The organism is Streptomyces sp. NBC_00104, assembly GCF_045160825.1.
Classification (GTDB): domain Bacteria; phylum Actinomycetota; class Actinomycetes; order Streptomycetales; family Streptomycetaceae; genus Streptomyces.
The window spans coordinates 192,726-207,334 of record NZ_CP108215.1 but is presented as its reverse complement, the minus strand read 5'-3'; the positions used below and the strand labels follow the sequence as shown (position 1 = coordinate 207,334).

The 14,609-nt window shown below is 72.0% G+C and carries 13 protein-coding genes; 6 read left to right on the top strand and 7 right to left on the bottom strand.

The features are described from left to right. The first annotated feature begins 69 nt into the window (after window positions 1-69). Entirely contained in the window at window positions 70-747 is a 678-nt protein-coding gene (locus OG272_RS00740) for a TetR/AcrR family transcriptional regulator (RefSeq protein WP_327731986.1), read from the top strand. Between the two features lie 6 nt (window positions 748-753). Here the strand turns inward: OG272_RS00740 and OG272_RS00735 are convergent, their stop codons facing one another. The 7 genes from OG272_RS00735 to OG272_RS00705 all read right to left on the bottom strand — a co-directional run bounded on the left by OG272_RS00735 (window position 754) and on the right by OG272_RS00705 (window position 8,446). Beyond that, window positions 754-1,458: an SDR family NAD(P)-dependent oxidoreductase gene (locus OG272_RS00735; RefSeq protein ID WP_327731987.1), complete on the bottom strand. Its 705-nt coding sequence runs from the start codon at window positions 1,456-1,458 to the stop codon at window positions 754-756. A gap of 17 nt (window positions 1,459-1,475) precedes the next feature. Continuing rightward, complete coding sequence (locus OG272_RS00730) at window positions 1,476-2,630, bottom strand: thiolase family protein (protein WP_326573199.1); 1,155 nt, start codon at window positions 2,628-2,630, stop codon at window positions 1,476-1,478. Next, window positions 2,627-3,061, bottom strand: coding sequence for an OB-fold domain-containing protein (locus OG272_RS00725; protein ID WP_327731988.1), 435 nt, complete (start codon window positions 3,059-3,061; stop codon window positions 2,627-2,629). The genes OG272_RS00730 and OG272_RS00725 overlap by 4 nt, the downstream gene beginning before the upstream one ends. An 18-nt stretch (window positions 3,062-3,079) precedes the next feature. Beyond that, window positions 3,080-4,198 carry an acyl-CoA dehydrogenase family protein gene (locus tag OG272_RS00720; protein WP_405892150.1) on the bottom strand — a complete coding sequence of 373 codons (1,119 nt, stop codon included), beginning with the start codon at window positions 4,196-4,198 and terminating at the stop codon, window positions 3,080-3,082. Continuing rightward, window positions 4,195-6,885, bottom strand: a complete 2,691-nt coding sequence (locus tag OG272_RS00715) for a putative PEP-binding protein (protein ID WP_328505203.1) — start codon at window positions 6,883-6,885, stop codon at window positions 4,195-4,197. Before OG272_RS00715 ends, OG272_RS00720 begins: the two co-directional genes overlap by 4 nt. Beyond that, the gene (locus OG272_RS00710) at window positions 6,882-7,514 is read right to left on the bottom strand and encodes a hypothetical protein (RefSeq protein WP_326573191.1); all 633 of its coding nucleotides are present in this window, start codon (window positions 7,512-7,514) and stop codon (window positions 6,882-6,884) included. The genes OG272_RS00715 and OG272_RS00710 overlap by 4 nt, the downstream gene beginning before the upstream one ends. Before the next feature lie 95 nt (window positions 7,515-7,609). Further along, on the bottom strand, window positions 7,610-8,446 hold the full coding sequence (locus OG272_RS00705; RefSeq protein WP_405892147.1) for an enoyl-CoA hydratase/isomerase family protein: 837 nt from the start codon (window positions 8,444-8,446) through the stop codon (window positions 7,610-7,612). A gap of 120 nt (window positions 8,447-8,566) precedes the next feature. On the opposite strand from OG272_RS00705, the gene OG272_RS00700 reads away from it, so the two are divergent. The 5 genes from OG272_RS00700 (at window position 8,567) to OG272_RS00680 (ending at window position 14,322) form a co-directional block, all read left to right on the top strand. Then, complete coding sequence (locus tag OG272_RS00700) at window positions 8,567-9,784, top strand: acyl-CoA dehydrogenase family protein (RefSeq protein WP_405892145.1); 1,218 nt, start codon at window positions 8,567-8,569, stop codon at window positions 9,782-9,784. Window positions 9,785-9,965: 181 nt separating this feature from the next. Next, complete coding sequence (locus tag OG272_RS00695; protein WP_327731994.1) at window positions 9,966-11,348, top strand: extracellular solute-binding protein; 1,383 nt, start codon at window positions 9,966-9,968, stop codon at window positions 11,346-11,348. 20 nt (window positions 11,349-11,368) lie between these two features. Beyond that, window positions 11,369-12,292: a carbohydrate ABC transporter permease gene (locus OG272_RS00690; RefSeq protein ID WP_405895969.1), complete on the top strand. Its 924-nt coding sequence runs from the start codon at window positions 11,369-11,371 to the stop codon at window positions 12,290-12,292. After that, entirely contained in the window at window positions 12,289-13,149 is an 861-nt protein-coding gene (locus OG272_RS00685) for a carbohydrate ABC transporter permease (protein ID WP_327731996.1), read from the top strand. Before OG272_RS00690 ends, OG272_RS00685 begins: the two co-directional genes overlap by 4 nt. 198 nt (window positions 13,150-13,347) lie before the next feature. Beyond that, window positions 13,348-14,322 (top strand): arabinan endo-1,5-alpha-L-arabinosidase, encoded by a 975-nt coding sequence (locus OG272_RS00680; protein WP_327731997.1) that lies wholly within the window; start codon window positions 13,348-13,350, stop codon window positions 14,320-14,322. Window positions 14,323-14,609 lie beyond the last annotated feature (287 nt).

Below are 14,609 nucleotides of genomic sequence, written 5' to 3'. Positions count from 1 at the left end.
GGAGTTACTGCATAGAATGGTCAGTACGCAGGGACCACGGACGAGGGTTCACGGCAGTCGGCAGGGAGCATGATGGCCACCACGAAGAACGGCAAGCAGCCCGCCCACCGCCCCTCGCGGCGGCAGCACATCATCACCGCCGCCGTCCGGGTGTTCGGCCGCAACGGGTTCGCGGAGACCAGCATCCAGGACATCGCGGACGAGGCGCAGGTGGTGCCGACGGCCGTCTACTACCACTTCGACGGCAAGGAGGAGCTGCTCGAACTGGCCATGCGCCGGGTCTTCGACCAGCTGAACGCGGTCGTGGAGGCGGCCCGGCCGGAGTCCGAGCCGGGTGACCAAGAGGGTCTGATCCGCGTCATCGACGCCGTGTGGGACTGGGTGGAGAAGAACCCGGACGAGGCCCGCCTCTACCAGGTCCAGGTCGCCTCGGCCAACGGCAGCGTCAAGGTGCTGCGGGACGAGTTCGAGCAGCGGCACATCCAGCGCGGCTACGACTATCTGCCGGAGAGCACCACCCGCAGCCCCCGGGCGGCGAAGGCCCGGCACGCGGCACAGGCCCTCGCGGTCCGCACGCTCATCAGTACGACCGTGCTCGTCACCGCGCTGCGGGCGGAGGGAGGACCGCTGTCCCAGTTGCCCTCCCGGTCCGTGCTGGAGGCGGTCAGGGAGCTGGCGCTGCGCATCGTCGCCACCGAGCAGAACCCGGCGAAGCCGGCACCGGCCCCGGCCACGTCCCCGAGCTGAGGCGGTTCACCAGGGAAGTGGCCCGCGCTCGGCGAACAGCCCGCCCGTCGTCCGGTCGCCCTCGGGGAGGGTCGCCAGCCAGACCGTGGTGTCCGCACCCTCCTCCGGCCCGCGCGGGGCGGACGGACCGCCCATGCCGCTTCGAGTCCAGCCGGGGTCGGCGGCGTTGACCAGGACACCCGTGTCGGCCAGCTCGGCCGCGAGCATACGGGTCAGGGCGTTGAGCGCCGTCTTGGAGATGCGGTAGGCGGGGTGCCGGCCGGAGTCCATCAGCGCCAGCGAACCGTACGAGCTGGTCACGTTCACGATTCGGCCGTAGCCGACCTCCACCATGCCCGGAACGACGGCCTCCGCCACGCGCCAGGCGCCGGTGAGGTTCGTGTCCAGCGTCGCCCGCAGAATGTCCTCGTCGACGTACGGGGGCCGCAGTTCCCCGTCGAGAGACACTCCCGCGTTGTTCACCAGGACGTCGATCCCGCCGGTCAGCTCCCGTGCCTCCCGGACCGCTTCGGCGACGCTCTTCGCGGAGGTCACGTCCAGCGCCAGCGGCAGTGCCGCCCGGCCGATGGCGCGGCACGCCTCCTCGGCCGCCGCCCGTTGCCGCGCCCCGACCAGGACCCGTAGCCCCCGGTCCGCGAGCTGTCGGCCGATCTCCAGACCGATGCCGCGTGCCCCGCCGGTCACCAGCGCTGTTCTGCCGCCGTGCCGCATGACGTGCTCCCCGCCTCTCACACCGTCAGGACCGAGCAGGCGCTGATCCCGGGCGCCCCGTACACATGGGTGAAGCCCACCCGGGGGGCGCCCGGCACCTGCACACCGGGCGCCCGGCCCTGCAACTGTCGTACGACCTCGTGGAACTGGCGCAGCCCGGAGGCGCCGACGGGCTCCCCGCCGGCCAGACAGCCGCCGTCGGTGTTGACCGGTATCCGGCCCGTGGGTTCGGTGGCCCCCGAGGCCAGCAGCTCCTCCTGCTCGCCGTGGCCGCACAGCCCGGTCTCCGCCAGGTGGATCAGCTCCGAGCCGCTGTCGGTGTCCTGCAACTGCGCGACCCGTACGTCGGCGGGCCGCACCCCCGCCGCGCGGAAGACCGCCTCCGCGGCGTCGACGCTGGGGCTGCGGTGCGGCCCCGGCGGCAGCCAGGGCGAGAACACCTCGAACGAACCGAACCGCCTGGTCCGGAAGGCCAGCGACGCCAGCCTGACCGGTCGGTCGCACAGGTCGAACGCACGGTCGCCGAGGGCAAGGACCAGGGCCGCCGCGCCCTGTCCCGGGGAACAGAACATGTACTGGGTGAGCGGGGGACTGACCTCGGCGGAGTCCAGGATCTCCCGCTCCGTCAGCGGTTTGCGCCGCCACGCCAGGGGGTGGTGCGAGCCGTTGCGGAAGGCCCGCGCGGCCACCATCGCCAGCGCCCGCTCCGAGATCCCGTGCTCGTACAGATACCGCTGGGTCTTCAGCGCGAAGAACTGCGTCGTGAGCATCATGCCGGTCTCGGCGTACCAGTCGCCCAGACCGTAGCGGGCCGCGGAGACGTGGAACGCGCCCCGCTCGTGCTTGTCGAACCCCACCGCGAGCCCCAGCGAGGCCTCGCCCGCGCGCAGCGCGTTCGCCACCGTGAGCACGGTGGAGGCACCGGTGGCGCAGCCGTTCTGCACGTTGACGAACGGCACTCCGGTCAGGCCCAGCCGGCCCACCAGTGTGTCGGGCTTGCCGGACACGTCGGACCCGCCGGCCGCGTAGCCGATGTCCTCCCAGGCGACACCGGCGTCGGCCAGCGCCTCGCGCACCGCGCGCTCGGCCATGTCCATTCCCGTGACGCTCTCGTCCCGGCCGAAGGCATGCATCCCGCACCCGACCACGTACACGTCGTCCGACCCGCTCATCGCTCTCCGTCCCGCTCCGGGCGGAACGCGAAGGTCACCACCTCGGTTCCGTCCTCGTCCTGGTAGGCGGGCACGGTGGTGAGCCGGACCGGCAGTCCGATCCGGATCTCCGCGCGGGGCACCGCGAGCCGCGCTTCGACCAGCACCTCACCGAGGTCCACATAGCCCACGTGGTAGGGCCGGTGGCCGCCGGCCGGCACCCGGTACGGCGACTTCGGCGGGAACGCCTGAAGCGTCCACGACCACACCCGCCCGCTCACCGGCAGCACCCGCGGCGTCATCGTCCCGTCCGAACACCTGGGGCACGAGTCCTGCCGGGGGAAGACGACTGTGGCGCAGCCGGAGCAGCGGGCGCCCACGAGACGCGGTGGATCCCCGTCGCCGTACTCCCCGTTCTCGAACAGGGACTCGTCGATGAGTCTGGTGGCCATGCCGTCCCGCCTTCCATGTCACCAGCCGAGCAGCCCGGCCAGCCGTTCCCGATGGTGTGCGGCGCCGCCCAGCAGGACCGCGTCCGACTGGGCGCGCCGGAAGTACAGGTGCGCGTCGTGCTCCCAGGTGAAGCCCATGCCGCCGTGGAACTGCACGCACTCGGCGGCCACGGAGACGAACGCCTCACCGCACCACGCCTGCGCCACCGCCGCCGCCTCGGCCGACGCCTGAGGCGAGCCGTCCGCCAGAACCGCGCGCACCACGGCCGACCGCGCCGCCTCGACCTGGAGCAGCATGTCGGCGCAGGCGTGCTTGACCGCCTGGAAGCCGCCGATCGCCCTGCCGAACTGGGTACGGTCACGCACATGGGCCAGCGTCATGTCCAACGCGGCCTGCGCACCGCCCAGTTGCTCGGCGGCCAGCGCCACCAGGGCCACGTCCAGGGCACAGGAGACGACATCCGCCCCCTCACCTCCGGCGGTCAGCGCCCGGGCCCGGACCCCCGAGAAGGTGACCACCGCCTGGCCCCGGCTGAGGTCCAGCGTGGGCACGCGACGCACCGTGACCCCCGGCTCGCGCGGGTCGACGAGGAAGAGGTCCACGCCGTCGGCCCCGGCCGCGGCCACCACCAGCGCCTCGGCGTCGGCGCCGTCGAGGACGAACGGCGCGGCGCCGTCCAGCAGCGGAACGCCGCCCCGCCAGGAGACGGCCACCGGCACGGCGTCGGCCCGCCATGTCCCGTCGGGCGCGGCCACCGCCAGGGCATGCACGACGCCCCCGGCCAGCTCGGCCAGCGCCTTGTCGGCCGTACCGCAGCCGGCCAGCACCTGCCCGGCCAGCACGGTGGAGGACAGCAGCGGGACCGGGGCCAGCGTCCGGCCCAGCTCCTCGCAGACGACGGCGATCTCGGCGAGGCCGCCGATGCCCCCCGCCGACTCGGGCAGGCCGAGGGCCGCGAGGCCGACCTGCCGGCCGAGGGCGTCCCACAACCCGGCGTCGATGCCGGGAGCCTCCTCGGACATCCGGCGTACGGCGGCGGTGCCGCCGGCGTCCGCACACACCGACCGAACGGTCTCGCGCAGGTCCTCCAGCTCGGTGTCCGACAGGGCCGTGCCCTCGGTCGCGGTGCTCGTCATCGTGCGCTCCCGCCCTCGTCGTGCCGCTCCTCGTCCTGCCGCTGCTCGTCCTGCCGCCGGCGCAGGACACTGTGCGCGGCCGCCATCCGGGCCACCGGCACGCGGTGCGCGGAACAGGAGACGTAGTCGAGACCGAGGTCGTCGCAGAACGCGATCGACTCGGGATCCCCGCCGTGCTCACCGCACACGCCCAGCTTGATGCCGGGCCGAACGCTCCGTGCCCGCTCGGCCGCCAGGGCGACCAGGGCGCCCACCCCGTGCGGATCGAGCCGGGCGAACGGGCTGGCGGTCAGGAACCCGCGCTCCTGGTACGAGGCGAGCACCTGGCGTTCGACGTCGTCCCGGGAGAACCCGTAGGTGAGCTGCGTCAGGTCGTTGGTGCCGAAGGAGAAGAACTCGGCGTGTTCGGCGAGCTCGCCGGCCAGCAGCGCGGCCCGCGGGGTCTCGATCATCGTGCCGAGCCGGTACGGCACCTCCACCCCGGTGCGGGCGGCGACCGCGTCGGCGGCACCGCGTACGTACGCGGCCGCGGCGGCCAGCTCCTCCGGCATGCTGACCAGCGGGATCATCACCTCCAGCTCCGGCCGTACCCCGGTGGCGGCGACATCGGCCCAGGCGGTGAACAGCGCCTCGGCCTGCGCCGGGTAGAGCCGCTCGTGCAGCAGCGCGAGCCGCACTCCGCGCAGCCCGAGCATCGGGTTCGCCTCGCGCAGCGCGACGGCCCGCTGCTCCTCGGCCGCGTCCAGGGCCTGCCCGGGGGCGGGCAGGAACTCGTGCAGCGGCGCGTCCAGCAGGCGCACGGTCACCGGGCGGTTCCCCACGGCGGCCAGCAGCGCGGTGAAGTCCTCGTGCTGGGCGCGCTCCAGTGCGAGCAGCGCCTCGTCGCGGGCGGTCGGGTCGGCGGCCAGCAGCACCCGGCGGATCAGCGGCAGCCGCTCGCCGAGGAACTGGTGCTCCGTACGGCACAGCCCGACCCCCTCCGCGCCCAGGGCGAGGGCGGTGTCCACCTCGGCGGCCGTGTCGGCGTTGACCCGCACGCCCAGTCGGCGCACGCCGTCCGCCCACTCCAACAAGGTGGACAGCTCGGGCGGCGGCCCGGCCACACTGACGCTCAGCGTCCCCGCGTAGACGGCGCCGGTACGGCCGTCCAGCGAGACCGGGTCGCCCTCGCGCACCACCCGCTCCCCGAAGCGGACCGTCCCGGCGGCCAGCTCCACGCGCAGCCCCTCGGCGCCGCACACGGCGGGCTTGCCGGCGCCCCGCGCCACCACGGCGGCGTGCGAGGCGATGCCGCCACTGCCGGTCAGTACGGCGACGGAGGCCAGCATCCCGGGGACGTCCGCCGGGGTCGTCTCGGCGGCCACGAGCACGACCTGCGTACCGTCCGCGGCCAGTTCGAGGGCACGTTCGCTGGACAGCACGACCGCTCCGGTCGCCGCCCCCGGCGACGCGGGCAGCCCTCTCACCAGGAGCTCCTCCCCGCCGGTCAGCCGGAGCTGGGGGTGCAGCAGTTCCTGCACCTGCGCGGGGGTGATCCGTCGTACGGCCTCCTCGCGGGCGAGCGCCCCGTCCCGGGCCAGGTCCGCGGCCAGACACACCGAGGCCCGCAGCGGCGGGCGGAGTTGCGCCGAGGCGGCGAGCAGCGAGATCTCGTCGTCGCGCACCTCGAAGTCGACCGACACCGGTGCGCGCAGGTGCCGCTCCAGGGTGAGCAGGGAGTGCTCGAGCAGCGCGGTGCCGCCCGCGAGCCGGTCCAGCGGTTCACCGGTGTCCGGCGGCGGGGCGCTGCGGCGCACTCCCCGGAAGAAGGAGCCCCGGGGGGAGAGGCGCCCGGTCTCGGGATCGCGGCTGACGGCCGTGCCGTAGCCGGAGTGGTCCGCCGGACCGATCCGCAGCGCCTGCACATGCAGGGCGAGGGCCAGCTCGGCGGGGAGCCGCTGGGCCCGGCGGGATCTTCGCGCACGCGGTGAGTCCCACCGGCCGAGAAGGGCGCGGGCGGCCAGCGCGAGCTGCTGCGCCGGGTCGTCGGGGAAGGGGTGGGAGCCGTGCTCCGCCACGAGGGACAGCAGCACCTCCACCCGTGCCCGTGGCCCGGGCGCGTCCAGGAGGGCGTCGTCGAGCACCGCGCCGGGCACGTCGAGGGCGTACTCGGCGATCATGCGCACGGTGGCGGCCCACACCTCGTGCAGTGCGTCCGCGCGTCCGATGACGGCGCACAGGTCGTCGGCACGGGCCGGGGCGATGCCGAGACAGGCCAGGTCGGGCGGCAGTCCGGCGATCTCGGTCGGCGCGCTCGCCGACAGGCGCAGCAGCAGCGGCCGGGCCGTGTCCCCGATCCGCCGCCCCGCCAGCTGTTCGACCAGCTCCACGGCGGCTTCGGCGGTGTCGGAGTCGCAGAGCGACGCGGCGGCACCGGCGGGCACGGTGAGCCCCGGCACGACCGGCAGCCCGAGGGCCACCAGCCGGTCCATCGCCGCGCCGTGCGCACCCAGCTCGTCGGCGTCCAGGCCCCGGATACGTCCCTGCCCGTAGGGGACCAGGATCCGGCCGGGGGCTCCGGAAGGCGTGAGGGGAGCCGCCTCGGCCCGGGGGAGAGGGGCCTCGGCCTGCGCGAGGGGAGCCCCGGACCGCGTGAGCGGAAGGCCGGACTGTGCGCGCGGGTCCGCCTCGCGGTCGGTGACGCTCAACCCCGGCTCCCCGTGACCAGCTCCTCTTCACGGGCCTCGTCCTCGGCCCGGCTGATGTCCAGCACCAACAGCAGCTCCTGGTGCAGCCGCATCCACACCGTGTGGTACGAGTCGCACAGCGGCGAGGCCAGCCACTCGGGTGCGCCGTCGTCGAAGCGGTCGAGGGCCTCCGCCAGGGCCGTCAGGTAGCGTCCGCTGCCCGCGAGGACCAGGTCCAGCCTGCGCAGCACGGGCTGGATGGCCTCGTGCACGTCTTCCAGCGACTCGCGCACCCCGGCGTCGTAGACGTCGTCGGAGTGGTCGTTGACGGTGCCGTCGGGGCGGCACTGCCATGCCGTGCACACATCGCGGATCTTCCGGTTGACCGGCAGGAACGCCTCGTACGCGGCGGTGATCCGTTCTTCCTGCTCGGATCCTGCGGGAACCCGCAGGATCCGCGCGGCGACGGCCTTGGCGGGCTCGGTCGGCAGCACCACCGGCCCCTTCACCATGGCCAGGCCGGCGTCGACCAGCGGACGGTGCTCGGACTCCGGCCGGCCGCGCCACATCCCCCGCAGAACGAGGTCGACGACGGCTTCGGTGAGGGGCCCGTCGAGAGTGTCCGGAAGGCCTACGGCAGCAGATTGCATCGCCACACCTTTTCCCCGGTTCTGTGGTGACCGGTTCCATCGGTTCTGTGTTGCCCGGAGGTTACGCCTCGGCGGACGTGTTAGTGAAGAGGGTCTCAAGAAACACTTTCGGATTCCCTGTCCGCGGCCCGGTCGTCGCCCGCCTTCGGGCGGCCCCGCGCGGTGAGGAACGACGCCATGCGGTCCTGCGCCTCCGGGCCGTCCGCCAGCGCGGCGATCGACCGTGCCTCCTCGTCGAGGTGACGGCGCAGGTCGTCACCGGCGCCGGCGCGCAGCAGACCCTTCGCGGCGCGTAGCGCGTCACCGGCGCCGGCGGCGAGATCGGCCGCGGCGCGGTGTGCCGCGTCGTCCAGTTCCCCGTCGTCCACGCACCGGGAGGCCAGGCCCCATCGTTCGGCGTCGTCGCCGGTCAGGACCCGATTCGTCAGAATCAGGTCCGCCGCCCTGCGGGGGCCCACCAGGCGCGGCAGGAACCAGGAGGCCCCGCAGTCCGGCGTGAGGCCGATCGCCGTGTACGCCAGCCGGAACCGCGCGGACCGGGCCGCCAGCACGATGTCGCCCACGAGGGCGAGACCGATCCCGCCGCCCGCGGCCGCGCCGCGCACGGCGGTCACCAACGGCACCGGCAGGTCGTACAGCGCCTGTATCGCGGCGTGCGCGGCGCTCGCCACGGCGTGCACGTAGGCGCCGGTCCGGGCGCCGCGACCGGCGAACGCGCGCAGGTCACCGCCCACGCAGAAGCTGCCGCCCGCGGACCGCAGCAGGACGGCGCCGCCCGGGTCCGCGGCCACGTCGGCGGCCTTGTCCCGCAGTGCCTCGGCCGTCCTCAGGTCCAGGGCATTGCCCCGCCCCGGATCGTCGAGTCTCAGCTCGACGACCCCGCCGGGATGGCGGACGATCCGGACCGGCTCGGTGCTCACGGTCGGACTCATTGGCGTTTCTCCTGTCGTCTTCCCGTCGCCGGGTGCTTCCCCGCAAGATACTGAAGACGCTATACAGTTTCTAGGACGCGACGGGCACCGATGCCCGTACGCCTGCCGGCGGGAGGCCCCGTGCCCATCCAGTTCGATATCGATCCGACCGTCGCCCAACTCGCCGAGTCCACGGCCGCGTTCGTGCGCGAGGTGGTCATTCCGGCCGAGCGTGAGTGCGGCGGTTCCGTGCACGACGCCCCCGAGGCGCTGCGGGAAACCCTGCAGAAAGCCGCCCGCCAAGCGGGCGTGTTCGCTCCGCACGTGCCGACCCGCTGGGGCGGACACGGGCTGGACCTGCGCGGGCAGGCGGTGGTGTTCGAAGCGGCGGGCTACTCGCTGCTCGGACCGCTGGCGCTGAACTGCGCGGCCCCGGACGAGGGCAATATGCACCTGCTGGAGAAGCTCGCCACCGAAGAGCAGAAGCAGACGTATCTGCGTCCACTCGCCGCGGGCGGGACGCGGTCCTGCTTCGCCATGACCGAACCGGCTCCGGGCGCGGGTGCCGACCCCCGTTCCCTGCGCACCACCGCGACCCGGGTCTCCGGCGGCTGGCGCCTCGACGGACGCAAGTGGTTCATCACCGGTGCCCAGGGAGCCGGTTTCGCCATCGTCATGGCCCGCACCTCCGGCAGCCCCGGCGACCCGGGCGGCGCCACCATGTTCCTGGTCGACGCCGACACTCCCGGCATGCGCCTCGTCCGCACCATCGAGACGCTGGACGAATCGCTCTTCGGCGGGCACAGCGAGATCGTCTTCGACGCGTGCGTGGTGGGGGAGGAGCAGGTGCTCGGTGAGGTGGACCGAGGTTTCGAAGGTGCCCAGGTCCGGCTCGGCCCCGCCCGGATGACCCACTGCATGCGCTGGCTCGGGGCGGCCCGCCGAGCCCAGGACGTCGCTCTGGAACGGGCGGGCAGCCGGATGGCGTTCGGCTCGGCGCTGGGAGACCTCGGCATGGTCCAGCAGATGCTGGCCGACTCCGAGATCGACATCGAGGCGAGCCGCGCCCTGATCCTGCGGACCGCCTGGGAGCTGGACACCGGCTCCGCCGCCGCCTCCCAACTCACCTCCGTGTCCAAGACCTTCGTGGCGGAGGCGGTGAACCGGGTGGTCGACCGGGCCGTGCAGATCTGCGGAGCCCTCGGCATCTCGGCCGACGACGCCCCGCTGGCCCGACTGTTCAGGGAGGTACGGCCGTTCCGGATCTACGACGGCCCGTCGGAGACGCATCGCTTCGCCATAGCGCGCCGCGCGGTACGGCCCTACCGGCAGCCGCGCACGGCTGCGGCCAACGGCTGAGGCGGCTGAGGCGTAGGCGTAAGGCGGCTGAGATGGCTGAGACGGCTGACGACGGGGGTCGACGGGGGAGGTGTCCCGAGTGAATGCCTGTGTGAACCGTTGACTCGGAAGCGCTTCGACTCTACCGTCCGTCCGAATTCACGAGCACAGTTCGGCATTTCGGACGACTGAGGGATGGGCCGTGACCGATGAACCACGCCTGAGCAGAAGGAAGTTACTCGTCGGCACCGGAGGGCTGGCGCTGGGCGCGGCGGGATGTGCCGCGCCCTCCTTCGGTGCCGAGGGGAAGGCCCGGCTGCGTTACTGGCACCTCTTCGGTGGAGGCGACGGGGCCAATATGACCGCGCTGGTCGACGCGTTCGCCGAGGAACACCCTGATATCGGCCTGGAGGCGACCCAGCTTCAATGGGGTACGCCGTACTACACGAAGCTGGGCATGGCGGGGGCCGGCGGACGGGCGCCCGAGGTCGCGGTGCTCCACCTCGCACGGCTCGCGGGGTTCGGGCCCGGGCGGCTCCTCGACCCCTTCGACCTGAACCTGCTGCGCGAACTGGGCGTGGGGGCCGACCAGTTTCCCGAGGCCATCTTCGAGCGCGGCACGGTCGACGGGCGGCAGTACGCGATTCCGCTCGACACCCACCCCATGGTGCTCTACTACAACACCGACGTCTGTGCGAAGGCCGGGCTGCTCGGCGACGATGGTCAGCTCCGCCCCGTCCGCGGTGCGCGGGAGTTCATGGACGCCCTGCGCACGGCCAAGAAGACCACGGGCGCGCCCGGGCTGTGCGCCGAGACGACCGGACCGGACTGCGTCACCCCCTGGCGGCTGTTCGCCACCTTCTACGCACAGCTGGGCGGCACGGTCCTGTCCCCGGACGGCAAACGCCTCGCACTCGACGACGCCAAGGCCCTGGAGATCCTGGAGTTCATGGCCCGGCTCACGGCGGAGGGGCTGATGGCGCGCCGCCTCGACTACCCCGGGTCCATCGGGGTGTTCAACGCCGGCAAGACCGCCTTCCACCTCAACGGCGAGTGGGAGGTGTCGACCTTCACCGCCGCCGGGCTGCCGTTCTCCATGACCCGCGTACCCGCGCTGTTCGGGCGTCCCACCGCCCAGGCCGACTGCCACGCCTTCGTGCTCCCACACCAGGACGGCCGCTCGGACGGGGCGAACGAGGCGGCCCACACCTTCGTCGCCTGGATGCTCCAGCACTCCGTGGACTGGGCCAAGGGCGGCCACGTACCGGCGTATCTGCCCACGCTGACGCGACCGGACTATCTGGAACTGGAGCCACAGTCCGCGTACCGGTCCGTCATCGACGACGTGGCCCTCGACCAGCCCGCCTGGTTCGCGGGCTCCGCCTCGCCGATGTGGATCCAGCTGGGCGCTGTCTTCTCCGGGGTACTCACCGGATCGCGCACGCCGTCGGGCGCCCTGCGCGAGGCGAAGAAGCGGCTGCGGAAGCTGCTCGACACGCCCGATCCGCTCGACAGCGGCCCCGGCGGCCCCGGCGGTCGTGCTCTCGGCAGCGAGGCACTGGTCGGCGAAGGAGGTGCCGCGTGACCACGACGACGACCACGACCGTGGTCCCGGTCCCGGCGGAGCAGCCGACGCAGAAACCCGTCACCGTCCGCCGCAGGTGGACCGAGCACGGTCTGGTGTTCATCGCTCCCTTCTTCCTCACCTATGCGCTGTTCCTGCTCTGGCCGCTGGTGTCCGGCATCGGCATGAGCCTGCGCAGCGACAACATCACCGGTGAGGGCGGGGAGTTCGTCGGTTTCGACAACTACACGGAGGCCTTCCGGGATCCCCATGTCTGGTCGTCGCTGGGGAACACGATCTGGTTCACGGTCCTGTCCACGGTCCCGTTGGTGGTGACGGGCCTGGTCCTCGCCCTGCTCTCGCACCATCTGCGGTTCGTCCAGTGGCTGTGGCGGCTCTCCTGGTTCGCGCCCTTCCTCCTGCCGTCGGGCGTGATCGGGCTGCTCTTCCTCTGGGTGATCTTCCCCTCCGACTTCGGCTTCGCGGACCAGCTGCTCGCCTGGTTCGGCCTGCACCCGGGGATCGGCTGGCTGACGGACGAGCGGTACGCGATGCTGTCGATCGTGGCGGCCACCGTCTGGTGGACGGTCGGCTTCAACTTCCTTCTCTACCTGGCCGCGTTGCAGTCGATTCCGCGACACCTGTACGAGGCGGCGGAGTTGGACGGCGCGGGCGCCTGGCAGCGGCTGCGGCATGTGACCCTCCCCCTGCTGAAGCGCACCACGGGAGTCGTCCTGGTCCTCCAGATCCTGGCCTCCCTCAAGATCTTCGACCAGGTGTACATCATGACCGGAGGCGGCCCCGACGACTCGACCCGCCCGATCCTCCAGTACGTCTACCAGTCCGGCTTCACCGGTTACCGCATCGGCTACGCCTCGGCGGTCTCGTACCTCTTCTTCGCCCTGATCGTGATCGTGTCGCTGGTGCAGCTGCGGTTCTCGCGGCGGAGTGGAGAGTCGGCATGAGCGCCTTGCTGTCAACGGACGAGGGCCGCAAGGTCCGTTGGACCCCGGGCCGACGTGTGATGCTGGCCGCGGCGCTGCTTCTGGCGGTGGTGTGGGTCCTTCCTCTGGCCTGGGCCCTGGCGACGTCCTTCAAACCGGAAGGCGAGGCGACACGGACACCCCTGCGCTGGCTCGGCTCCCACTTCACCTTCGACGCGTACCGGAAGGTGTGGGAGGCGGGCGACATCGGGCGCTGGATGTTCAACACGGCGTACATCTCGGTGATGACGACGATCCTGACGGTCCTGCTGTGCGCGATGGCGGCGTACGGCTTCTCGCGCACGGAGTTCCGTGGCCGCAAGGCGCTGTACGCCGTCGTCCTGGCCGGGATCATGGTCCCGCCCCAGGTCCTGATGGCCCCGTTGTTCGCGGAGATGGTGCAGCTGGGCCTGGTCGACACGTACTGGGGTGTGATTCTGCCCCAAGTCGCGGTGCCCGCCATGGTGTTCATCCTGGTCAAGTTCTTCGACGGCGTCCCCCGTGAACTGGAGGAGGCGGCCTTCGTCGACGGCGCGGGCCGCTGGCGCGTCTTCTGGACGATCGTGATGCCCCTGTCCCGTCCGGTCCTGGCGGCGGTCGGCATCTTCACGTTCATCTCGACCTGGAACAACTTCCTCTGGCCGTTCCTGGTGACCACGGACCCGGGCGGCATGACGCTCCCGGTGGGCCTGGTCAACGTCCAGACGTCCTACGGCCTCCGCTACGAGCAGATGATGGCGTCGGTCGTCATCGCGGGCCTGCCGCTCCTGATCGTCTTCGCGCTGTTCCAGCGGCAGATCGTGCGGGGGGTGGCGCACACGGGGTTGGCAGGGCAGTGAGGGGCGCCGCGGCCCGTGTGGCAGATGAGTCGTCGAACGCGGTTCGACGACCGTCGTGACGGGAGTCGCTGCGCGAACCGTTGACGCGCAAGGGGTTCGATTCTACGGTCCCGTTCGAAGTCGTGACCGGCGTTCATCATGTCGAACGTCTTCGAACGGGTTCGTCCCTCCCTCCGCCCCCACACATGGAGGATCCGCGTGAGCCGCACCTCCCGCAGAACCGCTCTCCTCGCCGTCCCCGCGGCGATCCTGCTCGCACTCGTCCCGAGCTCGGCGTCCGCGTATCCGAACCCGGGCACCGTCACCGGCTCGATCGTGGTCCACGACCCGACGATGATCCGCACCTCGGCGGGCCAGTACCTGCTGTACGCCACCGGCGGCGGCATCGGCAACCGCGCCTCCACCAACCGCATCGCCTTCACCGGCGGCGCGGACGCCTTCGCCGGCAGGCCGAGCTGGTGGCGCACCTACTCCTCCGTGCCGGAGGCCTGGGCGCCCGACATCTCGTTCCACGGCGGCAAGTACCTGATGTACTACTCCGTCTCGTCCTTCGGCTCGCAGAACTCGGCCATCGGGCTGGCCACGTCGACGACCGGCCGGCCGGGCAGCTGGACCGACCAGGGCATCGTCTACACGTCGAGTTCGTCGAACGACTACAACGCCATCGACCCGAACCTCTTCGTGAACGACGACGGCAAGTGGTGGCTGTCCTTCGGCAGTTGGTGGACCGGGATCAAGATGATCCAGATCAACCCGTCGACCGGGAAGCAGCTCTCGTCCAACACCACCCGCTACTCGCTCGCCTCCCGCCCCACCGGCACCAAGGCCGTCGAGGCCCCCTACATCGTCAAACGGAACGGCTACTACTACCTGTTCGCCTCGTACGACACCTGCTGCGCCGGCACCAGCTCCACGTACAAGGTCAAGGTCGGCCGGGCCACCAGCGTCACCGGCCCGTACCACGACAAGAACGGCGTCGCCATGATGAACAACGGCGGTACGCCTGTGCTGGAGTCGCACGGCCGGTACATCGGCCCAGGCGGACAGTCGATCATGAACGACGCGGACGGCGACCTGATCGTCTACCACTACTACGACGGTCAGGACAACGGCACCCCGAAGCTCGGCATCAACCTGCTGAACTGGAGCAGCGGATGGCCTGTCGCCTACTGACCCTGCAGGCTGCCCTGCCGCTCGCGGCGCCGCCCCTGATCGACCCTCGGTGAGCGCGGCCTCCCTTCTCCTGGTGCCGTGGGCGTGTGAGGCGGCGGTCGATCGCCGGCACCGACAGACGTGGGCCGCAGCCATGTGGCACCGGAACGAGTGCCGGGGGAACCCTGCCCGCGAGCGAGCCTCTCGGGCGCTCCAGGGTTCGCCGCCCCGGCTGTCGGCCGGACGCGCGGAAGGCCGCATGCCCCTGGCGTAAAATCGCAGGGTTTGTCCCTGCTCGGCACCAGACC